This window comes from Kitasatospora sp. HPM-01-4 (assembly GCF_051374625.1).
Lineage (GTDB): Bacteria > Actinomycetota > Actinomycetes > Streptomycetales > Streptomycetaceae > Kitasatospora.
Window position 1 is genome coordinate 3,849,883 of sequence record NZ_JBPQGP010000005.1, and the last position, 20,219, is coordinate 3,870,101.

General features: G+C 73.1%; 20 protein-coding genes. 6 read left to right on the forward strand and 14 right to left on the reverse strand.

What is annotated here, in order from left to right; all coding sequences use genetic code 11:
- The first annotated feature begins 250 nt into the window (after window positions 1-250).
- Window positions 251-907, forward strand: a complete 657-nt coding sequence (locus tag ACSMTC_RS16525) for a hypothetical protein (RefSeq protein ID WP_436560454.1) — start codon at window positions 251-253, stop codon at window positions 905-907.
- 100 nt (window positions 908-1,007) lie between these two features.
- On the opposite strand, the gene ACSMTC_RS16530 is transcribed toward ACSMTC_RS16525, so the two are convergent.
- The 3 genes from ACSMTC_RS16530 to ACSMTC_RS16540 all read right to left on the reverse strand — a co-directional run bounded on the left by ACSMTC_RS16530 (window position 1,008) and on the right by ACSMTC_RS16540 (window position 2,589).
- Window positions 1,008-1,580: a GNAT family N-acetyltransferase gene (locus tag ACSMTC_RS16530; protein ID WP_436560455.1), complete on the reverse strand. Its 573-nt coding sequence runs from the start codon at window positions 1,578-1,580 to the stop codon at window positions 1,008-1,010.
- Window positions 1,581-1,681: 101 nt separating this feature from the next.
- Window positions 1,682-2,176, reverse strand: a complete 495-nt coding sequence (locus ACSMTC_RS16535) for an NUDIX domain-containing protein (protein ID WP_436560456.1) — start codon at window positions 2,174-2,176, stop codon at window positions 1,682-1,684.
- A 137-nt stretch (window positions 2,177-2,313) separates the two neighbouring features.
- On the reverse strand, window positions 2,314-2,589 hold the full coding sequence (locus ACSMTC_RS16540; RefSeq protein ID WP_436560457.1) for a hypothetical protein: 276 nt from the start codon (window positions 2,587-2,589) through the stop codon (window positions 2,314-2,316).
- A gap of 199 nt (window positions 2,590-2,788) precedes the next feature.
- Here ACSMTC_RS16540 and ACSMTC_RS16545 point away from each other — a divergent pair, with 199 nt between their 5' ends.
- Window positions 2,789-5,173: a lysylphosphatidylglycerol synthase domain-containing protein gene (locus tag ACSMTC_RS16545; RefSeq protein WP_436560458.1), complete on the forward strand. Its 2,385-nt coding sequence runs from the start codon at window positions 2,789-2,791 to the stop codon at window positions 5,171-5,173.
- Between the two features lie 55 nt (window positions 5,174-5,228).
- Here the strand turns inward: ACSMTC_RS16545 and ACSMTC_RS16550 are convergent, their stop codons facing one another.
- Complete coding sequence (locus tag ACSMTC_RS16550) at window positions 5,229-5,459, reverse strand: hypothetical protein (protein WP_436560459.1); 231 nt, start codon at window positions 5,457-5,459, stop codon at window positions 5,229-5,231.
- A 153-nt stretch (window positions 5,460-5,612) separates the two neighbouring features.
- Complete coding sequence (locus ACSMTC_RS16555; RefSeq protein ID WP_436560460.1) at window positions 5,613-6,614, reverse strand: helix-turn-helix transcriptional regulator; 1,002 nt, start codon at window positions 6,612-6,614, stop codon at window positions 5,613-5,615.
- Window positions 6,615-6,689: 75 nt separating this feature from the next.
- On the opposite strand from ACSMTC_RS16555, the gene ACSMTC_RS16560 reads away from it, so the two are divergent.
- Window positions 6,690-6,947, forward strand: a complete 258-nt coding sequence (locus ACSMTC_RS16560; protein WP_436560461.1) for a hypothetical protein — start codon at window positions 6,690-6,692, stop codon at window positions 6,945-6,947.
- A 55-nt stretch (window positions 6,948-7,002) separates the two neighbouring features.
- Here the strand turns inward: ACSMTC_RS16560 and ACSMTC_RS16565 are convergent, their stop codons facing one another.
- The 9 genes from ACSMTC_RS16565 to ACSMTC_RS16605 all read right to left on the reverse strand — a co-directional run bounded on the left by ACSMTC_RS16565 (window position 7,003) and on the right by ACSMTC_RS16605 (window position 15,227).
- A complete protein-coding gene (locus ACSMTC_RS16565) occupies window positions 7,003-7,701 on the reverse strand; it encodes an alpha/beta hydrolase (RefSeq protein WP_436560462.1) in 699 nt (232 codons plus the stop codon).
- Between the two features lie 53 nt (window positions 7,702-7,754).
- Window positions 7,755-8,009, reverse strand: a complete 255-nt coding sequence (locus tag ACSMTC_RS16570) for a hypothetical protein (RefSeq protein WP_436560463.1) — start codon at window positions 8,007-8,009, stop codon at window positions 7,755-7,757.
- A gap of 102 nt (window positions 8,010-8,111) precedes the next feature.
- Window positions 8,112-8,924 (reverse strand): helix-turn-helix transcriptional regulator, encoded by an 813-nt coding sequence (locus ACSMTC_RS16575; protein WP_436560464.1) that lies wholly within the window; start codon window positions 8,922-8,924, stop codon window positions 8,112-8,114.
- A gap of 79 nt (window positions 8,925-9,003) precedes the next feature.
- A complete protein-coding gene (locus tag ACSMTC_RS16580) occupies window positions 9,004-10,020 on the reverse strand; it encodes a DMT family transporter (RefSeq protein WP_436560465.1) in 1,017 nt (338 codons plus the stop codon).
- 203 nt (window positions 10,021-10,223) lie between these two features.
- Entirely contained in the window at window positions 10,224-12,014 is a 1,791-nt protein-coding gene (locus ACSMTC_RS16585; protein ID WP_436560466.1) for an FAD-binding protein, read from the reverse strand.
- A 31-nt stretch (window positions 12,015-12,045) separates the two neighbouring features.
- Window positions 12,046-12,366 carry a (2Fe-2S) ferredoxin domain-containing protein gene (locus ACSMTC_RS16590; RefSeq protein WP_436560467.1) on the reverse strand — a complete coding sequence of 107 codons (321 nt, stop codon included), beginning with the start codon at window positions 12,364-12,366 and terminating at the stop codon, window positions 12,046-12,048.
- A gap of 16 nt (window positions 12,367-12,382) precedes the next feature.
- Window positions 12,383-13,255 carry a glutamate racemase gene (gene murI / locus ACSMTC_RS16595; protein ID WP_436564708.1) on the reverse strand — a complete coding sequence of 291 codons (873 nt, stop codon included), beginning with the start codon at window positions 13,253-13,255 and terminating at the stop codon, window positions 12,383-12,385.
- 170 nt (window positions 13,256-13,425) lie between these two features.
- The gene (locus ACSMTC_RS16600) at window positions 13,426-14,400 is read right to left on the reverse strand and encodes a TauD/TfdA family dioxygenase (protein WP_436560468.1); all 975 of its coding nucleotides are present in this window, start codon (window positions 14,398-14,400) and stop codon (window positions 13,426-13,428) included.
- A 149-nt stretch (window positions 14,401-14,549) separates the two neighbouring features.
- On the reverse strand, window positions 14,550-15,227 hold the full coding sequence (locus ACSMTC_RS16605) for a DUF3050 domain-containing protein (RefSeq protein ID WP_436560469.1): 678 nt from the start codon (window positions 15,225-15,227) through the stop codon (window positions 14,550-14,552).
- A gap of 238 nt (window positions 15,228-15,465) precedes the next feature.
- On the opposite strand from ACSMTC_RS16605, the gene efeU reads away from it, so the two are divergent.
- The 3 genes from efeU (at window position 15,466) to ACSMTC_RS16620 (ending at window position 20,123) form a co-directional block, all read left to right on the forward strand.
- Window positions 15,466-17,466 (forward strand): iron uptake transporter permease EfeU, encoded by a 2,001-nt coding sequence (efeU, locus tag ACSMTC_RS16610; protein ID WP_436560470.1) that lies wholly within the window; start codon window positions 15,466-15,468, stop codon window positions 17,464-17,466.
- On the forward strand, window positions 17,466-18,752 hold the full coding sequence (gene efeB, locus ACSMTC_RS16615) for an iron uptake transporter deferrochelatase/peroxidase subunit (RefSeq protein WP_436560471.1): 1,287 nt from the start codon (window positions 17,466-17,468) through the stop codon (window positions 18,750-18,752). The genes efeU and efeB overlap by 1 nt, the downstream gene beginning before the upstream one ends.
- Before the next feature lie 252 nt (window positions 18,753-19,004).
- Window positions 19,005-20,123 carry a helix-turn-helix domain-containing protein gene (locus tag ACSMTC_RS16620; protein ID WP_436560472.1) on the forward strand — a complete coding sequence of 373 codons (1,119 nt, stop codon included), beginning with the start codon at window positions 19,005-19,007 and terminating at the stop codon, window positions 20,121-20,123.
- Window positions 20,124-20,219: the final 96 nt, after the last annotated feature.

The window sequence follows — 20,219 nt, forward strand, 5'->3', positions numbered from 1 at the left end:
GCCGGACCCCGGCCGTACGCCTCCCCCCGTGGCAGGTCGCCCCCGCTCCGGCGGGCGGCGCGGGCCGCAGGACCCGGGCGGGGAGGGCATCCCGGACGCTGCCGTCCTTCGCCCGCGCCCGCCGGGGCGAACGGTCATACCTTGGCAGGGACGGGGAGTTTCCCCCGTCCCCGTGCCGGCTTCAACGGCCCGCCCGCCCGGCCGGACCCCGGCGCGGCCGCATCCCCTGCCGAGCCCCCAGGACGACGCGATGGCCACCGCCCAGGAACTGTTCGCCGAGGGGATGCGCGCGCACATCGCGCCGTCCCTCCGGGCGATGGGCTTCACCGGTGGCGAGCAGCACGTCTTCCGGCTCCCGGACGAGGAGTACCGGGCGCTGCTCGGCGTCCGGTTCGGCGCCGTGAGCGAGTACGCGGTCCGGTACACCTTCGAGCTCAGTCTGACCGTCGCGGCGGCCGGGGAGTCCCCGGGCGACGCCGGGCTCTGGCGGGCTTCGATCGGCGAGCTGATGCCGGTCGGCGGCGAGGTGTGGTGGGAGATCACGCCCGGGCCGCGCTGGCTGGTGGCCGTGGAGGACTCGATCGCGGCCGTGCGCCACTACGGTCTGCCGGAGCTGCGCCGCAGGCTCACCACCGCGCGGGCGGCCGGCCCCGGCACCACGACCTATCTCTCGCCCGCCGAGCTGGAGGAGGTCAACGCCGCGCTGCTCACCGCCGCCGTGGCCCGGATCCAGCGCGCCGAGCTGGTGGACGGGGACCTGGTGCTGACCGGCGCCTGGAGCCGTGCCGACCCGGTCGCGCGTGAAGTCCTGCAGGGCGCGGCCGAGGGCTTCCTGTCGGCCGGGGACGGGCGTTTCGGCCGGGTCCGCTGCCAGGACACCCGCGGCCGCGGACTGTGGACCTTCTGACGCACGCCTTCGCACCGGACGGAGGCCGGCGGCAGGCCCGCAGGGCCCCGCCCCCGGTGGTAGAGGCTCGGCGAGCCGGACCGAGCCGCCGAAGGCCCGCTCACCACAGCCGGTCGACGGTGCCCGGGTAGAGGCCGATCCTGGCTCCGATGAAGCTCCGCCTGGCCGCCCCGGCCCGCCGGGAGCAGAATCCGGCCATGGTGACCTTGTCGAAGCCGGGCTGGTCGCTGGGGAAGGGATCCTCGGGGGTGCCGCCGACCAGCACGGTCCCAGGCAGCGTCTCCCAGCCGGCGCTCTCGTAGAAGCCCCGCAGGACGCGGTCGCAGGTGAACAGGCCGAGGTCGGCACCGCTGTCCTCGACGGCCCGGCGCGCGGCGGCGACCAGCCGCCCGCCGTGGCCGTGGCCCCGGTGGGCGCGGTCGGTGACCACGCAGCTCAGGCCGCGGGCGGTGAACACCCCTGCGGCATGGGCGAGTTCCTTGCCGAGCAGGTCGAGGGCGGCGAGCACCCGGCCGCCGTCGTCCACCAGCAGCATCGACCGCGCGTCCAGCGCCGGGTCATGGCTCAGCCCGGGATCGGGCAGACCGCTGGGCCAGGCCTGCTCCTGCAACTCCCACACCTGCGAGCGGAGTTCGGTCGGCAGCTCGGCCTCGGGACAGGACAGGATCCGCAACTGGGAAGCTCCCGGGTCGACTTGACATCACTGATCGGACACCCGCCGCGGCGGGCGGGGCGCGGTAGCCCGTGCGGTGCCGCGCACCAGCCGACGCGCCCTCAGAATCCCACGACAGGAGTGGTGATCACCCGGGTGCGGCCGTCCGCACGGGCCGCGAGGCCGGCGGCGAGGCGCGGTGAGCGGCTCGGGCCGAGCAGGACGAGGGCCTCCTCGGGGGTGGCCCAGCGGTAGGCGTCGAGTTCGCCGGGCGGCAGGGTGATCGGGGTGTCGGCGGGGACGGTGCCGAGGTCGAAGAGGAAGTGGCAGGCCGGGTGGTCGAGTTCGGCCGAGGGGTGGGTCCAGCCGACGGCGAGCAGCGCGCCCGGTTCCTTCACGATGCCGGTCTCCTCCAGGAGTTCGCGCCTGGCGCACTCCTCGGGGTTCTCCCCCGGGTCCACGGTGCCGCCGACGAACTGCCAGTGCTCACGGTAGCCCGCCTTGACGATCAGCAGCCGCCCGTCGGGGTCGCTGATCAGGCAGCCGGAAGCCGTGTAGGCGCGCCGCAGTGAGGCGAGCCACTCGTCGCGGGTCTGGAGCAGCGGGGTGTCCGACATGGCTGTCCCTCCGGAGGGTGTCGCGGACCGGGTGTCCGCGCCCACTCTCCCACTCCGGCCCCGCCGCCGGGCAGTGGGTACGGACAGCGGTCCGGGGCGGCGCCGGTCACCCGGGGCCGTCCCGGCCGGGAGCGTGGTCAGTGGGCGGAGTGCTTCTCCGCGCCGCGGTGGCGGTGGCCCGGGAGTTCCGCGTGGTGGGCCGTTCCCGCAAGGGGGGTGGCCGAGGCGGTTCGGCGGCCGCCGTGGCTGAAGACGGCGTCGCCGAAGTACGGCGCGGGCTGGGTCGTCTTCGGCCCTCCGGTACCGAGGACGGGCGGGAGTCCACCGGGATTGGCGGCCATGCCGCGGCGTTCGAGGAGTTCCTGGGTGCCACGGCGGAGCCTGGTCATCTTCCCCGTCGGTTGCCTGGTCATCGTGGGCCTCCCTCCGGCGGCCGCTCGTCGCGGCGGAGCGCGCGGCACTGCGGGCGCATGGGCGTTATGACCGGATTCTAGCGTTTTGGCCCGGTGCAGGCCCGGCCTCGTACCCGGTCCGCGACGCCCCCGGTACCGACACCGACACACCTGGCCCATCGGCCGGACGCCGAAGGGCACATGTGGGAGCATGCGCCGCGTGGCAACGGTGATACGGAACGACAATCAAGCGAGGGCACAGGACGACTCGTCCACCCCGGGGGTCCACCGGGTCCGCTATCCGGGCTCGCTGATCCGCTGCGTCCTCGGCCTTACCGCCGCCGCGCTCACCCTGCTGATCGCCACGGGCGCGCACGGCACCGCCGGCGGTCTGGAAGCCGATGTCGCCGAGGGCGCGGAGCACGTCCCCTGGCCGCCCGGGCAGTTCGCCGGGGTGGCCTCCGCCGTCGCCCTGCTGCTCGTCCCGCTCGCCTTCGCCGTCGACCGGCTCGTGCGCCGGGCCGCGCTCCGGGTCGCCGACGGGGTCTTCGCCGCCGTCGTCGCCTACGGGCTCTCGCTCGGCCTCGACGCCGTCTTCGGCGACCTCGCCACCCTGACCCACGCCTCCCCCGACGGCCTCGGCCGGACCGACGCCGTGTACGGGCACCTGGCCCCCGTGCTCGCCTTCATGACCGCCGCCGGCCTCGTCGGGCTGCCCCGCTGGCGCACCGCGCTGACCGCCGCCCTCGCCGTGGCCGGGCTCACCGGCCTGGTCACCGGCTGGGCCACCCCGCTCTCCCTGGTGCTGGCCCTGCTGGTCGGCTGGGCCGCCGCCCACGGCACGGTGTACGCGATCGGCACCCCGATCGTCCGCCCCAGCACCGAGCAGCTGCGGCACTCCCTCGGGCAGGCGGGCGCCCGGCCGGACCTCGTCCGCCGTACCGGCTTCCGCCGCTACCTGGTCACCCAGCACGACGGGCGTCCCGACCTGGACGTGCGGCTGCTCGACCGCCATGCCCAGGCCACCGGCCTGTTCCACCGGCTGTGGCTGCTGCTGCGGCTGCGCACCGCCCCGCGCCCGCGCGGCCTGCGCTCGCTGCGCTCCGGTCTGGAGCACGAGGCCCTGCTCGCGTACGCGGCCTGTGCCTCCGGTGCCCGCACCCGCCGGCTGGCCGCCACCGCCGAGCTCGACGCCGACCGCGCCCTGGTCGCCTACGAGTACCTCCCGGGCCGGACCCTCGCCGAACTCGACGACGCCGAACTGACCGACGAACTGCTCACCGACGCCTGGCTCCAGCTGGACCTGCTGCAGCGCCGCTGCCTGGCCCACCGCGCCCTCGCCCCCGAGAACGTGCTGGTGGGGCCGGACGGCGCGGTCCATCTGATCGGGCTCACCGACGGCGAGATCGCCGCCGGTGAGCTGCTGCTCCACCTCGACGTCGCCGGACTGCTCACCACCCTGGCCCTGCGGGTCGGCGCCGAGCGCGCGGTGGCGACCGGCACCGCGGTCCTCGGCGAGGCCGCGATCGGCACCGCCCTGCCGCTGCTCCAGCCGATCGCGCTCCCGCGCGGGACCAGGAACGCGCTCAAGGGCCGGCCCGAACTGCTCACCGCGATCCGGGAGGAGGCCCTGCGCGGACGTCCGCAGGCGCCGGTCGAACCGGTGCGGCTGGAGCGGCTGCGCCCGCGCACCCTGCTGGCCCTGGTCGCCGGGGTCTTCGCCGGCTACCTGCTGCTCCAGTTCCTGTTCAGCTCGAAGACCAACCCGATCTCCACGGTCGCCCATGCCGATCCCGGCTGGCTGGCGCTGGCCGCGCTGGCGGCCGTCGCCAGCCACTTCGCGGCCACCATGGGCTTCGTCGGCTTCGTGCCCGAGAAGCTGAGCTTCCGGCGCACACTGGCCGCCCAAGTGGCTGGCTCCTTCGTGAAGTTGATCTCTCCCGGCGGGGTCGGCGGGGTCGCCCTGAACACCCGCTTCCTGCAGTGCAGCGGTGTTCCCACCGCGCAGGCGCTGTCCAGCGTGGGCGCATGCCAGGCGATCGGGGCGGTGCTGCACCTGATGCAGCTGGCGGTCTTCAGCGCGGTGCTCGGCCAGAGCCAGGGCACCGAACTTCCGGACTCACCCGTGCTGGTCGCCGCCCTGGCCGTGGTGGCCGTCCTCGCGGTGCTGGCGCTGTCCGTGCCCTGGGTACGCGGGCGGCTGGCCGGGCTGCTGCGGCCGCTGCGCGCGGAGGTGCTGCCCCGGCTGCTCGACCTGCTCCAGCAGCCCCGCAAGCTGGCCGTCGGCCTGCTCGGACAGCTCATGGTGTCGATGACCCTGGTCATCTGCCTGTACTGCTGCACCCGGGCGGTGGGACCGCACCCGGCCTTCGCCGCCACCGCGGTCACCTACCTGGCCGGGAACGCCGCCGGGAACGTCGCCCCGACCCCGGGCGGCTCCGGCGTGGTGGAGGGCCTGCTCGCCACGGCCCTGGCCGGCACCGCCTCGATCGACCAGGGCACCGCCCTGGCCGCGGTGATCCTGCTCCGGGTGCTGACCTTCCTGCTCCCGATCCTCCCCGGCTGGGTGGCCTTCACCTGGCTCCAGCGCCGCAAGGCGCTCTAGCCGAGGATGCGCGGCCGGCCCCGCGGTGCGGACGGCCGGCCATCGCGCGGAAGTATCAGCGGTACTCGTCCTCGTCGAGTTCGACGACGCGGGCCTGTTCGACCGCGTCCGCGTCGTTGGCGTCGTCCGAGCCGAGTGAGCGGCGTTCGCTCAGCTGCTCGAAGTCGTCGCCCGGGTGGCCGTCGACGTTCCGCTCCTCGTCCTCCGTCTCCAGGACGAGCGGGGATTCGTCGGCGAAGTCGTCGAAGTCCTCAGGGAACTCGGGGTTCTCGGGGTTCTGCCGCATGGCGTCCGTCCCTGCTGCTCGGAGCCCTTCTGGGCCCAGGTCGGTACTGGAAGTATCCGACGGTGACGGCCCCGCCGCGCGCCCTCATCGCCCCGTCGGCATTTTGTCCGCTTCTCGCACAGTAGACCGATCCACGGCCCCGGGCCCGGTCGGTCACCCGAGCGGTCCCCCGGCCTCCTTCGGGGGTGCCGCCGCCGCGGCCGCCCGGGCGGCGAGCGAGCCGAGCCGCTCGCGCAGGGCCGCGGGCTCGTGGACCTCGAAGTCGCAGCCCAGCATGGCCAGTCGGATCGCCAGCCACTCCAGCGACTCGGAGCTGGTGCGCAGCCGGCAGGTGTGCTCGTCGATCGCCTCCAGCCGGTCGGACGGGCCGGCCAGCCAGGGCGACACCTCCTCGAAGGGGGCGTGCAGGGTCACCTGGGCGACATGGGTGGTGGTGAGGTCGGCGAGCTTCCGGGCGACGTACGCGGCAGCGTCCTCGGCGGGCAGCTCGCGGGGTGCCACCCGGGCCCCGGTGAGCTGGGGATCGCGCAGGCGGTCCACCCGGAATATCCGCCAGTCCTCCCGCTCGTTGTCGTACGCGACCAGGTACCAGCGCCGTCCGGCGGCGACCAGGCGGTGCGGTTCGACCAGGCGGCGGGTCTCGGCACCGGCGCCCTGGGGCCGTCCCCAGCCGGCCCGGTACGTGAAGCGCACGCGTTCCCTGGCGGCGACCGCCGTGGCGAGCACGGTGAGGGCCTCGGGGTCGACCCGGGGGCCGCCCGCGTCCAGCCGCACGGTGGCGGAGCCGAGCGAGCCGACCCGGTGCCTGAGTCTGGACGGCAGCACCTGGACCAGCTTGGCGAGCGCCCGTACCGAGGCCTCCTCGATGCCCTCGACGGCCTCCCCGGCGGCCGCGCGCAGCCCGACCGCGATCGCCACCGCCTCCTCGTCGTCGAGCAGCAGCGGCGGCATCGCGGTGCCCGCGACCAGGCGGTAGCCACCGATCGGGCCGCGCGTCGCCTCCACCGGGTAGCCGAGGTCGCGCAGCCGCTCGATGTCGCGGCGGATGGTGCGCGGGGTGACCCGGAGCCGCTCGGCCAGTTCGCTGCCCGGCCACTCGCGTGGGGTCTGCAGCAGGGAGAGCAGATTCAGCAGGCGTGCGGGGGTGTCCGTCATGGTGGCCAGCATGACGGACGAAGAGGACAGGAACTGACCTGTACGGCGACTACCCTCGCGACGTCCGGGGCACCGATGATCAACACCACCGGCCAGCTGGGTGTCGCGCTCGGTCTCGGCCTCTCCTCGCTGGCCTTCTTCTCCGTGGTGGACGGCGCCGCGCCCGCCCAGGCGGCGGGTCCGGTCTTCGTGGACGCCTTCACCCACGCGCTCTGGTGGGTGGCGGCAGGCCTGCTGGCCGTGTTCGCCCTGGTCTTCGCCCTTCCGGGCCGGGCCGCCCGGCCCGTGGCCGTCACGCCCGAGCCCGCCGCGGAGCCGGCCCTGGCCGGCTGAGCCGGGCACCCGACGCCAGGGAGCCGGGCCGGCGCCGGACCGGCGCCGGACCGTCTCAGCCCAGCAGTGCGTCCAGCAGACGGCGGCGGTCCTCGGGGTGCCGGCTCAGCCAGTGGCCGAGCCGGTGCTCGGCCTGCTCGAAGAGGATCCGGGTGAAGCCCGGCCCGCCGGAGAGGGCCTCGGCGAGCGCGGCGGTCACCTCCGCGGGGATCACCGCGTCGTCGCCGGGCACCCCGAGCACCGCGCGCGCCGTACAGGCCCGGTACACCTCCAGGGCGCGCGAGTCCTTCCAGCTGTCCGGGGTGCGGATGATCCCGGTGAAGCCGTCGGCGAACGGCACGTCCCAGGCGGCCCGCGCGTAGACGGCCGGGGCGAGCAGCCCGATCGCGGCCACCCGGGGCCCATAGGCGTCGAGCAGGTCGGCCACGGTCTGGCCGCTCATGCTGAAGCCCACCAGCACCAGCCGGTGCCCGGCCGGCACATGGCCGTCGATCAGCGCGCGGGCCTGCCGGTACCGGCGCCGCAGACTCAGCTCACCGAGCCGGCCGGTGCTGGCGCCGTGACCCGAGAAGTCCAGCGCTAGCGCCGGTACCCCGCGCCTCGCGAAGTCGGCCATCAGCTCGAGGGAGCGGGACAGCTCGGCGGTGCCCGCACCGTGCAGCAGCACCGCGGTCCGCCCCGCCGGGTGGGAACCGGCGCCGATCTCCTCGCAGTTGAGCGTCTCGCCGTCGGCGTCGAGGGTGAAGCTGGTCAACGAAGCTTGTCCTGTCTCTTCGTGAACTCTCGCCGGGAAAGCGAGAGTTCCGGTCACGGGCTGCGGAACAGCAGCCCGAGTGCCAGTGCGTTGGCCACGGCCTGGGTCGCGCTGGTCGCCCGGAGCTTGCGCCTGGCCTCCAGGACGAGCCCGGTCACCTGGCCGTGCGGCAGACCGGACCGGCAGGCGACCTCGCCGGTGGTCCAGCCGCGGGCCAGCCCTTCCAGCACCCGGATTTCGGATGCCGACAGCGGCGAGCGCCGTTTCCTGACTCCCAGAGCCAGCGTGAGCAGTGTGGGGTGTCTCATCGCGGGAACTCCTTTCCAAGCTGGTACGGCCAAAACTCCAATCAGATACGGCGGGAACCGACCGGTCCCGCCTCCGGGGAGTGAGGCGGGACCGGTCCGGGGTCACGAGGAGAACAGCAGCCGCAGTTCGAGAGCCTTCGCGACCGCGTGGGTACGGTTGGCGGCCTGCAGTTTCCGCCTGGCGCCTTCGAGGTGGAATTCGACGCCTTTCTCCGAGATTCCCAGGCCGCACGAGATCTCGCGGGTGGTCTTGCCACGGGCGGTCCACTCCAGCGCCTCGGTCTCCCGGGGGGAGAGCAGGGACCGCCGCCGGGCGGAGGTGGCCATCGCCACCTCCACCAGCGGTCGACGGGCCTTCTGGTGCAGGTAGTGCGCCATCAGGTAGAGCTGCCGGCTGTTGCTGTACATCTGTCGGGCGAGCAGGTCGGCCGGAATCAGGTTGAGGGCCGCGATCTCGCCCTGCGAGCGGATCGGGATGGTCAGCCCCCGGCCGAAGCCGGCTGCCTGCGCCTCCTTGAAGAACTGTCGTTCCCGCTGGCCGAGTTCGGGGGAGGAACCGAGCTCGGACCAGCTGAACGGGGTGGAGCTGGCCAGGCACCCGGAGAGCAGCGGATCGACGTCCGCGTACTCCTCGTCGGTGTACCGGCGCTGCCAGTGCTCCGGGAAGGTGCTGATCGCGGGTGCGATCGGGCCGGCCTGGCTCATGAGGGGGCAGCGGATGATCTGGTACGAGAAGTACCGGACACCCACCTTCTCGGCGGACTTGGCGAACAGCTCGCGGATCGCGTCGAGTTGGGCCGTCCAGTCCTGGTCGGCGACTCCGTCGAGCGAACCCTGGCAGGCGATGAACGCCTCCCGTGCGGTGCTGTCGAGGTACTCCGGTTCGACGAGCGGCAGGTCGGAGGTGATGGTCATCGCGTCTCCGCTCTGTCGCCCGAGGGTATCCAGCCGTCGAACCACCTGCCGCCGAGCGCCGTTCGGCCGCTTTGGCGGCTCATCGCGCCACCGCCCCGGCAGCGGCCGCGGGCTTGGCGGCCTCGGCCACGGGCTTGGCGGCCTCGGCCGCGGGCTTGGCCGGGCCGGCCAGCGAGGCCTGGCGGCGGCGCAGGTACATGTTGTTCAGCACCAGGGCGATCGCACTGATCAGAGCGCCGATCAGCTGCATGGCACCCGGCCTGTTGCCCTGGAAGGCGCTGATGGTGAACGCGGTGATCGGCACGACGTCCATGAACAGCACGCCGTTGAGCGGGCCGATGGCCTTGTTGCCGAGGTTCCAGAACAGCACGCCGATGACGCCGGCCGCGATGGACATGTACGCCAGGTGCGGCAGGATGGTGACCACGTCGTGGCCGGTGGGCATCTTGACGGCGCCGAAGGCGAGCAGCGCGGCGGTGATCACGTAGGTGCTGGTCAGGCCGAGGCCGGTGGTGACGGTGGTGTACTTGACCGGGGACCAGTTCGGGTAGAACGAGCCGCCCATGGTGTAGATCACCCAGCACAGCGCACCGAGGATGATCAGGCCGTCGGCGCCGTACGCCTGCGGCCGCTGGACCAGTACGCCCAGGTGGCCGTTGGTGATCACCAGCAGCACTCCGACCAGCGACATCGCGATGAACACGAACGCGCCGCGCGGCGGGGCGACCTTGCGGACCACCCAGTTGGTCAGGAAGCCGAGCAGCGGCTGCAGCACCATCATGATCGAGGCGATCAGTGCGCCGTCCGGGCCGACCAACTTCTGGCCGAGGAAGACCAGGAACTGGAAGCCGGCGAAGCCGGAGGTGCCCAGGAACCAGGCCAGGCCGACCCGCTCCCCCTTGAGGTTCAGCGCGGACTTGCCCTCCAGCGTCAGCAGCAGCGCCAGGAAGGCGACCCCGGCGATGGTGTAGCGCAGGCAGGTGAAGGTGAAGGGGTCGATGTGCTTCAGCGCACCTGTCATGACGGGGAACATGCCACCCCAGGATGCCGCCGCGATGACGCACAGCAGCACGCCGCGGGAGTACTTCGATGTCATCGGTAACTCTCCGGGTAGGAACGGCCGTTGGCCGAGAGCGAATGGAACTGCGGAGCCTCGTGCCCGCGGTTCAACGCTAGGAGCGGCGGCCCGGGCACAACGTTCTGAACGCGCATGCCCTGTGGCGTATTCACGCATGGCGTGGGCCGGACACAACGGCGGCACCGCCCGAAGCCGTGCTTCGGGCGGTGCTTGACTACTGGTCAGATACCGGCTGGGACGGCGGCCGTCGCCCGGGCCGAGCGGATGGCTTCGACCAGGTGCGGAACGGCCTCGCGCCAGTCCGCGACCAGGCCCACGTCCGCCGCCTCGAACACCGGGGCGGCCGGGTCGTTGTTGACGGCCAGGATGAAGTCCGCGCCGCGCGCGCCGACCAGGTGGTTGAAGCGTCCGCTGGTGCCGATCGCGACGAACAGCCGCGGGGCGACGCTGCGCCCGGTGATGCCGATCTGGCGGGCACGCGGCTGCCAGCCCCGGTCGGTGACCTTGCGGGTGGCGGCCAGCTCGGCGTCCAGGACGTCCAGCAGCGGTTGCAGCAGCGGGTACTCCTCCGGCGCGACCCCCGCGCCGACCGCGACCACGACCCTCGCACGGGCGAGGGTGTCCAGGTCGTCGTCCCGGGTACGGCGGGTGACGGTGATCCGCCCGCGCGGGGTCACCCTCAGTTCCGGTTCCTGCCGGGCCGTGGCGGCGCGCGGGGGCGCCGCGGGCAGGACTCCGGACCGGACGGTGGCCAGCTGGATCGCGGAGCGGAAGGTGACGGCGGCCAGCAGGGCGCCGCTGAACGCCGGCTTCCAGCAGACCAGGCCGCGCCGGTCGGCCTCGATCTCGACCGCGTCGGCGGCGAGCCCGGCCCCGAGCCGGGCGGCCGCCCGTCCGGTGACCTCGCGGCCCCACATGGTGGAGGGCGCCAGTACGGCCCAGGGGGCGTGGTCGAGGCACCAGGCGGTGACGGCCGCGGCGACGTCCTGTTCGGCCTCGGCCCCGGTGATCGGGACGACCAGGTCGGCGCCCCAGGAGCCGGCCTCGGCGGGGTCCAGCGGTTCGGTGGTCAGGACGGCCACCCGGTCGGCCAGCCGGGCGGCGGCGCCGAGCAGGTCCCGGGTGGCGGTGGGGCGTCCGGGCTCGGCGAGCACGGCGACCGTACCGGAGGCGATCCGGCTCGCCGGGAGCGGTGCCCGGTGGGCCGCGGGGTCCTGGCCGAAGGCCTCGTGGCAGGCCAGCAGGGAGACCACGCACCGGACTTCGTCCCGGTCGCCGCCGTAGCGCAGGTTCCACCGCTCGGTCTCGGCGGCGCGGATCTCCTCCACGGCGGTGGGGCTGGCCGCCTCGCCCCACGGCCCCGGGCCGAGATCGGCGGCGGTGAGCCGCCGGATCCGGTCGGCCGGGACGGCGGCCCGGCCCTCGGGAGGCACCTTGGCCGGATCGGTCAGGCGTTCGGCGCAGGTCAGCAGGGCGGGCAGGGCGAGCTCGGCGTCCAGGAAGCCGTCGTCGTGCTCGCAGTGCACCTGGACCGCGTCCCGGGCGAGGGTCAGTTCGCGCACCCCGGCCGCCATCGGCAGGTCCAGCAACTCGGCCACCTGGGCGGGCAGCTGGCCGGTGTCGGCGTCGACCGAGTTGCGTCCGCAGAGGACCAGGTCGAACGGGCCGAGCCGGTCCAGGGCGGCGGCCAGGGCGCGGGCGGTGGCCAGGGTGTCGCTTCCCGCGAACGCCGGGTCGGTGACCAGGACGCCCTGGTCCGCGCCCCAGGCCACGGCCTCGCGCAGGCAGTCCTCGGCGCCCGGGGGTCCGAGGGTGACGACGGTGCAGCTGCCGCCGGTCTCCCGGGCGGCGGCCACACCGGCGGCCACCGCCCGGCGGCAGTAGGGGTTCATCTCGTGGTCCACGCCTGCCCGGGACAGCCGGTTGTCCGGGCCGAGCCGGAGCTCGTCCAGCCGTGGAACCTGTTTCACGAGTACGGCGACCGCCAGCGGTCGGGTCGGTGTCGCAGCCACGTCGGGCCTCGCATCCTTGGGTGGGGCGGGGTCAGGCCGCCTTGGGGGTGGGGAGCTTGAGCGTCAGGCGCTCCACCTGGCGACCCTGCTGGAGGTGCTCGGACACGATCTCGGCGAGGTCGTCCTCGTCCTCGTACGTGTACCAGGCCTTGTCCGGGAAGACGCCCATCACCGGCCCGTACTGGCACTTGCCCAGGCACCTGGACTTGCGGACGTCGACTTCCAGGCCGGCTTCCGCCAGCAGCCCGGACAGGTGGTCGGCCATGCCCACGGCGTCCTGCCGGAGACCGCAGGAGACCGGTTTCTCGCGCTTGTTGGTGCAGACGAAGATGCGCTGGACGCCAGCGGACATGACTGGACCTCGTTCCTCAACCGGTTTGCAGGGACAGGAGTTGCTCGTTCGCGGAGAACGGAAGGCTCGGGCCGGCCCAGAAGCCCTGGCGGGCGAAGACCGGCCGGAGTTCCTCCCGGTTGTGGTCGCTGGTGAGATACAGCACCCGGGCCACGTCCTCCCGGGTCGGCCGGACCCGGACGGGTATCTGCTCCAGCACCTGCTCGGCCGTCTCGCGGGCCGGATCGCTCCACACCAGGGCTCTGGGGAAGGCCGTGCGGAGCTCGTCCAGCAGCCACGGAAAGTGGGTGCAGCCGAGGATCACACCGTCCACCTCGTCCCGCCGGGAGCTCGGGATCACCTGGTCGAGCGCCTCCACGACCTCCTCGGCGGTGACCTGGTGCCCGGCCAGCTTGCGCTCGGCCAGGTGCACCAGGTCCATGGCGCCGACCAGTTCGAACCGGCTGACGGCGCTGTGCTCGTTCACCAGGCGGCGGACCATCGAGCGGCGGACCGTGCTCGGGGTGGCCAGCAGCACGACCGTGCCGCCCGCGACCGCCTTGGCGGTCTGCTCTATCGGCGGGGTCACCGTGAACACCGGGACGTCGGTCGCCAGGTCGCTCAGGGTGGCGATCAGCGCGGTCGAGGCGGTGTTGCAGGCGATCACGATCGCGCGCGGGTCGGCGGACTCGATCACCGCGTCCAGCACCCCGTAGATCCGCGACCGCAGCGCCATGTCCCGCTTGTCGCCGTAGGGGAACCACCCGTTGTCCGCGACGTACAACAGGTCTTCGGATGGGCGGAGTTGGACCAGGTGGCGGGCCACGGTGAGCCCGCCGACGCCCGAGTCGTAGATCACGATGGGCCGGCTGCGCGGCGGCAGCGCGCCCGGCAGGTAGGTGGTGTTCATGCTCACGCCCTCTCCCCCGGCCCGCGAGGACTGCTCGGCCGGCGGCCGGGGGGCGGCGGAAGGCGCCCCCACCGCTCCGGCGGCGGCACCTTCACCGGGCACCCTGTCTGTCGATTCGACCCCCCGGCCCCGGCGGCCGGGAGGTGCCCCCCATCTCTCGCTCATCGGTGTCAGGCCGCGATCGCGCGGGCGACGGTGTTCTGCCGCAGCTGCCGGGACTTGCGCAGGTCGGTGGCGAAAACCACCCGCGACAGCCAGCGGGACCGGCCGGCCGGCAGCGGCTCGAACGCGTCCCGGGCGTGCGCGCAGCGGAAGTTGTCGATGTAGACGCAGTCGCCGGTCTTCAGCATCAGCTCGACGCGGTTGTCCTCGAAGTGCTGGCGCAGCTTCTCCAGGGCGGTGCGCGGCACGCCGTCGTACTTCTCCAGCTCCAGGGTGGCGAAGTTGATCCGGACGTACGGGCGTTCGCGCGGGCCGAAGAGCACGCTCAGCCGGTCCTCCTCGATCACCCCGGAGGTGGCGTGGATCGGGTTGTGGCCGATGTCGAACTGCGGCTCGAACAGGGCGTCCAGCTCCTCCTCGGTGAGCTCGATGCCGTCGACGCAGGACACCGTGGTGGCGGCTTGCTCGTCGTTGCGCATGCAGGTCAGACCGATGAACTCGGCCCGGGTGGGGTGGAAGGCGTCCTCGATGTGGAAGCCGAAGTCGAACATCGAACCGGAGCTGGAGTTGGCCACCTGGGACAGCCGGGGCAGCGGGGTGATCGTGGTGAAGATGCTGCCCTTGCGCTGCGAGGTGAAGCTGATCGGCTCACCGAGCAGGCTGCCGTACAGGCCGTGCAGCAGCTGGGCGTCGTTCAGCAGGTACCCCGGCCGCTCCTCCGGGTAGTCGGTGGGGGTCGGTCCCGGGCCGTCGGCCAGCACGGGGTTGCCGGTGACGTGCAGGGCGGAGGAGGTCTCGGAGCGGTTGAACCCGTAGAACGCCGCGCGGACCCGGCGCGGCAGCTCCTGAGCCAGGACGTGCGAGTGCTCGACGAAGTGGAACTGGTCGAGGTTGCGCGGGTCCGAGCTGATTTCGTCCAGGAGCGCCCGGATCTGGGCGGCCTCCTCCTCGTTGATGACGAGAGTGGAGATGTGCGTCGGCATGGGTCTCACCTCTGGGCAGGGCGGGAGGACCGGGCGGACCTCCGGCGGCGGGGTTCGGGAAGACGACCGGTCGGCCCGGCCTCACCCCCGGGGAAGAGCGGGGACGGGCCGACCGGTACGAGCGGTGCGATCAGCTGCGGGTGGGACGGTCAGGCGTCGTACGCGCCGCTGGCGGCCAGGCTCGGGACCAGCCGGAAGGTCTCGAAGCGGGCCTCGAAGAACGGCGACACGCTGTCGTCGATCACGAAGTCGCTGGTCAGGTCGTGGTGTCCGCCCTCGCTGGAGTCCAGCACGATGTGCGTGGTCAGGTAGTGCTTGAAGGCGTACAGACCGTCGTGCTCCCAGTTCTCGGCCGGCGAGTCCAGGAACCGGGCGAAGATCCCGGACAGCTCCTCCTCGCGGGAGAAGACCGTCATGGCCCGGGTGTGCGGGTCCAGGGCGCGGCAGGCGGCCAGGTACTTCTCCGCGTACTCGCCGAGCTCGGCCTCCATCTCCTCCATCACGCCGTGCTTGCGCAGGAAGTGGGCCAGGAACTCGTGGTGGTCCTTGGCGTCCTGGAAGTCGTCCAGCGCCAGGTTGGTGGTCTCCAGCTCGCCGAGGATCATCTCCTGCAGGCCCGGGTGGTCGGGGTGCAGCTTGTCGGACAGCCGCAGCGCCTCGCCGAACTCGACGGCCGCGACCCAGGACAGGTACCAGACCTGCTTGAGCTCGTGAGTGCTGAGGTTCTCGAACGGCAGCCCGAGGATCCTGTCGACGAAGGTCTTGTAGCGGAACTGCTCGGTCTCGGCGGCCGGGCTCTGCTCAACGGTGGCGGTCTGCGCAGTCATTGTGACGACCTCTCGGGTAGTGGCTCATCGGCTGTTGCGAGATCCATAACAGCCGACCCCGCCAGGGCCGGACAATCTCTGAAATCCCCCCTGCGGCAGGACCCCTGGGGCTTTTCCCAGATAGTCGCGGAGCCCTGGGGCAGCGACAGTCGGGCGGAGATGTCCCGACCGGTCGTCCGGAGGAATTCCCATGTGGCAAACGGCATTTCCGAGTTTTCTGATCGGGCTGAGAGAGGGTTTGGAAGCCGGCCTGATCGTCTCCGTCCTGGTCGCCACCGTGGTGCGGTCCGGGCGGTCCGGCGGGCTGGCGCGGATCTGGACCGGGGTCCTGGCGGCCGCCGCGCTCGCGCTGAGCTTCGGCGCGGTGCTCACCTTCACCGCCGCCGGGCTGCCCGCCGGGGCGGCGGACACCTTCGGCGGGTCACTGAGCCTGGTCGCGGTGGCCTTCGTCACCGCGATGGTGTTCTGGATGCGCCGCTCGGCCCGTACGCTCTCGGGCAACCTGAAGGAGCGGGTGACGGCGGCGCTCGGCCTGGGCGGCGGCATGCTGGTCGTCACCGCGTTCCTGGCGGTGGCCCGGGAGGGGCTGGAGACCTCGCTGTTCCTGTGGACCACCGCGCAGGCCGAGCAGCAGACGGCCGGGCCGATGATCGGCGCGGTGACCGGGCTGGCGGTGGCGGTGGCGCTCTGCTGCGGGCTGTACCGGCGAGTGCTGAAGATCAACCTGACCCGGTTCTTCACCGTCACCGGCGCGGTGCTGGTGGTGATCGCGGCGGGCGTGCTCGCGTACGGCCTGGGCGACCTCCAGGAGGGCGGGGTGCTGCCCGGCGGGCAGGCCTACGCCTTCGATCTGAGCCGCAGCGTGGACAGCGGGTCGTGGTACGCGACCCTGGTCCAGGGCGTGTTCAACCTGTCGCCGCGGATGAGCCTGCTGCAGGTGGCCGGGTACGTGGTGTACCTGGTGCTCGCCATGGGGTTCTTCCTGCGCGGGATCGGCCTGGCCAGGGTGGTCTTCACGCTGGTCGGCGGGGGCTCCCCGGCCCCCGGGCCGGTGGCGGAGCAGACCGCGGTCCGGCGGCGGCCCGCATGGGCGGTACCGGTCCTGGTGGTGGCCGTACCCGGCGCGGTGGCGGCCTCGGCGATCGCCGTGGGCGGCGGACAGACCGCCGGGGCGGGCGCGGTCGCGGTCTCCGCGGCCGACTGCGGGAAGGGGTTCACCGCACCGCAGCCCGGCCGGCAGGTCTTCCAGATGCGGAACACCGGTGACCGGGCGGCGGAGGTGTACCTGATCGATCCGGCCGGCGGTGCGGTGTACGGGGAGATCGAGGGCCTGGCGCCGGGGACGACGCGGGCGCTGACCGCGACGATCGGCGCGGGGGACTACGCCTGGCGGTGCATCCCGAACGGGCAGCAGGCGGTCACCTCGGCCACCGTGCACGTCGGCGGCACCGCCGCGGCGGTGGCGGCGGTGCAGCCGGTCGGCAGGGAGGACCTGAAGGCACCGCTGGACGCCTACCGGCAGTACGTGGCACAGGGGCTGGCCGACCTCGGATCGCTGACCGCCAAGGTGCAGGCGGACGTTCACGCCGGCGACCTGGCGGCCGCCCGGGCGGACTGGCTGACCGCGCACCTGCGGTACGCCGGTCTCGGCGCCGCCTACGGCACCTTCGGCGACTTCGACAAGAAGATCGACGGACGTCCGGACGGCCTGCCCGCCAGAGCGGACGACGACGCCTTCACCGGCTTCCTGCGCCTGGAGTACGGCCTGTGGCACGGCCAGAGCGCCGACCGGCTCGCACCGGTGGCCGACCGGCTCGCCGCCGACGTCACCGGCCTGGCCCAGGCCTTCCCCACCCAGGACTTCGACCCCACCGACCTTCCCCTGCGCACCCACGAAATCCTGGAGAACACCCTGCAGTTCGAACTCACCGCCGACACCGACCAGGGCAGCGGCACCAACCTCGCCACCGCCCAGGCCAACCTGGCCGGCACCAGGGAGCTGCTGACCGTCCTCACCCCGCTCATCCGGCAGCGCAGCCCGCAGCTGCTGGAGACGGTGAACGCCGATGTGCAGCGGGTCGCCGACCTGCTGGCCACCGCCCGCCACCCGGACGGCGGTTGGACCCCCGTCCAGCAACTCGACACCACCGCCCGCACCCGACTCAACGGCGCTGTCGGGCAGTTGCTCGAAGACCTCGCCCCCATTCCCGACCTGCTCGAGATCCGGAAGGCCGCCTGATGACCGACCAGCCCACGACCACCGGTTCCTGCCCGTTCACCGGTCCCGCCGACGGACGCGCCGGATCCACCGGCCGCCGCAGCTTCGTCAAGGCCGCCCTCGGCGCCGGCGCCGCCGGCCTCGCCCTCACCGCCACCGCCGGCCCGCAGGCCAAGGCCTCCCCACCGGGCACCGGCGACGGCGGCACGGTCCCGTTCCACGGCCTCCACCAGGCCGGGATCACCACCCCCCAGCAGACCTTCGCCGCGTTCGTCTCCTGCCAGGTCATCGCCCCCGACAGGCCGGCCCTCCAGCAGCTGCTGCGCACCCTGACCGAGCGGATCAGGTTCCTCACCGCCGGCGGCACCCCGCCCGACCTCGGCGTCGGCGCGCCCCCGGCCGACAGCGGCATCCTCGGCCCCACCGTCCCCGCCGACCACCTCACCGTCACGGTGGGCGTCGGCGCCTCCCTCTTCGATGACCGCTACGGCCTGGCCCGCCTCAAACCCGCGCGGCTGACCCCGATGCGCACCTTCCCCAACGACAACCTCCAGGCCGCCGAGTGCCACGGCGACCTGTCCCTGCAGATCTGCGCCGACCGGCAGGACACCGTCCTGCACGCCCTGCGCGACATCACCCGCCACACCCGGGGCGGCCTGCAGGTCCTCTGGCGGATCGACGGCTTCCAGAACCCCGCCCGGCCCGACGGCGCCCCGCGCAACCTGCTCGGCTTCAAGGACGGCATCGCCAACCCCGACGCCGCCTCCGCCCGCGCCATGGACCAGCTCGTCTGGGTCACCGGCGCCACCGCCGAACCCGCCTGGGCCGTCGGCGGCACCTACCAGGTCATACGCGTCATCCGGATGCTCGTCGAGTTCTGGGACCGCGTCTCCCTGGTCGAACAGGAGAAGATGTTCGGCCGCCGCAAGGACACCGGCGCGCCCCTCGACGGCGCCCGCGAATCCGACGCACCCGACTACGCCAGGGACCCCCACGGCACCGTCATCCCCCTCGACGCCCACATCCGCCTAGCCAACCCCCGCACCCCCGCCACCGACTCCACCCGCATCCTGCGCCGCGGCTACAACTACGACCGCGGCGTCGACTCCGTCGGCAACCTCGACATGGGGCTCGCCTTCTGCTGCTACCAGCAGGACGTGGTGCGGCAGTTCGAAGCCACCCAGACCCGCCTGATCGACGAACCCCTCGTCGACTACATCTCCCCCACCGGCGGCGGCTACTTCTACGTCCTCCCCGGCGTCCGCGACAGCAACGACTGGCTCGGCCGCTCCCTGCTCGCCGGCTGACCCGTCCGCCAACCGCCGCGCTCCGGCACCGATCCCCGGTGCCGGAGCGCTGCCGTGTCGCCCCCCTCGCGCGAGTCGGCTCCAGTTTGATACCGTCCGGAAGGAATGTTTGACTGGGCGCCAGCTGACAGACTCGTAGATCACCATTTGAAACCTTCTCGGAGGTTTGTTTCCCTGGGGTCAGGCTCGCAGGCTTGGAGCCGCAGTAGGACGCACCCCGCAAGGTGCGTCCGCGCACTCTCCGGAGGGGCAATGCAGACACTGGACTCCATCGATGCCGCACTCGCCCGTCTGCACGTCCTGCCGATCGGCGAAGTCCCGTTGCCCGGCACGGTCTTCCAGGCCACCCTGGGCAGCGCGCGGATCGCGCTGCTGGAGAGCGGTCCGGGGGCGTTCTCACGGCCCGGCCTGCACAGCTGCGGACGCCCGTGCGGCAACCTGACCGTCTGCCAGCCGCGGCAGGGCGAGGTCCTGATCGAGCAGGACGGCCGCCAGGCGATCGCCGCCGCGGGCGAGTTGATCGCGATCGACACCTCCCGCGACCACCGGATGGTGATCCCCGGGACGCTCCGGATGGCCCTGCTGAGCCTGCCGCACAGCGCGGTCGGCCTGGCGGCCGGGCACACCGACACGCTCACCGCCGTCACCTGGCCCGGCACCCGGGGCGCCGACGCCGTGCTCGGCCACCTGCTGGACGGGCTGGTCACGTACGTGCGCCACCTGGAGCCGGCCACCGCCGAGCAGGTGGGGGCCGGGCTGGCCAACCTGTTCGGCGCGCTCGCCGCCGAGCACTTCCGCAAGAACAACCCGTCCCGGACGGACCGCCAGGAGCTCCTCCAGCGCATCCAGGCGTTCGCCCGGGAGCACCTGGCCGACCCGCGGCTGACCCCGGCGGAGCTCGCCCGTCGGCACCACGTCTCGCTGCGGTACTTACAGAAGCTGTTCCATGAGCAGGGCACCAGCCCGGCCAGCTGGATCAGGGACGAACGGCTGGCCCGGTGCCGGACCGAACTGCACGATCCGCGCTTCGCACACCTGGGCGTCGGCGTGATCGGGGAGCGCTCGGGCATCATGGGCTCCTCGCACTTCACCCGGCTGTTCCGCGAGCGGTACGGGATGACGCCCGGCGAGTACCGGCGCCGCCCGCCCCCGATCGCCATCGAGCCGCCCCGGTGGCGCCGCCCGGGCACCAGGCAGCTGGTGGACGCGCCCGACCCGCCCGCCGGCCCGGAGCACGGTGCGACCGCACCGTCCGACGGCATCCCGGCCCAGGACCGCACGGGCCGCGACCGCATGGACGTCGTACCGGCGGTACTGGAGGGGGTCGGCCGCGCAGCCGGTACGGGGGAGAAGTTCGGTCCCGACCCGTAGGACCCTACGGGCGCAGCCGAGGGCCGGGGGTACTCCCAGCCCGCCGACCGGGCGGGCCGGGAGTACCCCCAGCCCCGAGTCGGCGGGCAAAAATAT

Bases quoted from the DNA above. Each gene is read 5' to 3' on its own strand.
- ACSMTC_RS16525 (WP_436560454.1), top strand. From the start codon at position 251: ATGGCCACCGCCCAGGAACTGTTCGCCGAGGGGATGCGCGCGCACATC.
- ACSMTC_RS16535 (WP_436560456.1), bottom strand. From the start codon at position 2,176: ATGTCGGACACCCCGCTGCTCCAGACCCGCGACGAGTGGCTCGCCTCA.
- ACSMTC_RS16540 (WP_436560457.1), bottom strand. From the start codon at position 2,589: ATGACCAGGCAACCGACGGGGAAGATGACCAGGCTCCGCCGTGGCACC.
- ACSMTC_RS16550 (WP_436560459.1), bottom strand. From the start codon at position 5,459: ATGCGGCAGAACCCCGAGAACCCCGAGTTCCCTGAGGACTTCGACGAC.
- ACSMTC_RS16555 (WP_436560460.1), bottom strand. From the start codon at position 6,614: ATGACGGACACCCCCGCACGCCTGCTGAATCTGCTCTCCCTGCTGCAG.
- ACSMTC_RS16560 (WP_436560461.1), top strand. From the start codon at position 6,690: ATGATCAACACCACCGGCCAGCTGGGTGTCGCGCTCGGTCTCGGCCTC.
- ACSMTC_RS16570 (WP_436560463.1), bottom strand. From the start codon at position 8,009: ATGAGACACCCCACACTGCTCACGCTGGCTCTGGGAGTCAGGAAACGG.
- ACSMTC_RS16575 (WP_436560464.1), bottom strand. From the start codon at position 8,924: ATGACCATCACCTCCGACCTGCCGCTCGTCGAACCGGAGTACCTCGAC.
- ACSMTC_RS16580 (WP_436560465.1), bottom strand. From the start codon at position 10,020: ATGACATCGAAGTACTCCCGCGGCGTGCTGCTGTGCGTCATCGCGGCG.
- ACSMTC_RS16590 (WP_436560467.1), bottom strand. From the start codon at position 12,366: ATGTCCGCTGGCGTCCAGCGCATCTTCGTCTGCACCAACAAGCGCGAG.
- murI (WP_436564708.1), bottom strand. From the start codon at position 13,255: ATGAACACCACCTACCTGCCGGGCGCGCTGCCGCCGCGCAGCCGGCCC.
- ACSMTC_RS16600 (WP_436560468.1), bottom strand. From the start codon at position 14,400: ATGCCGACGCACATCTCCACTCTCGTCATCAACGAGGAGGAGGCCGCC.
- ACSMTC_RS16605 (WP_436560469.1), bottom strand. From the start codon at position 15,227: ATGACTGCGCAGACCGCCACCGTTGAGCAGAGCCCGGCCGCCGAGACC.
- efeB (WP_436560471.1), top strand. From the start codon at position 17,466: ATGACCGACCAGCCCACGACCACCGGTTCCTGCCCGTTCACCGGTCCC.
- ACSMTC_RS16620 (WP_436560472.1), top strand. From the start codon at position 19,005: ATGCAGACACTGGACTCCATCGATGCCGCACTCGCCCGTCTGCACGTC.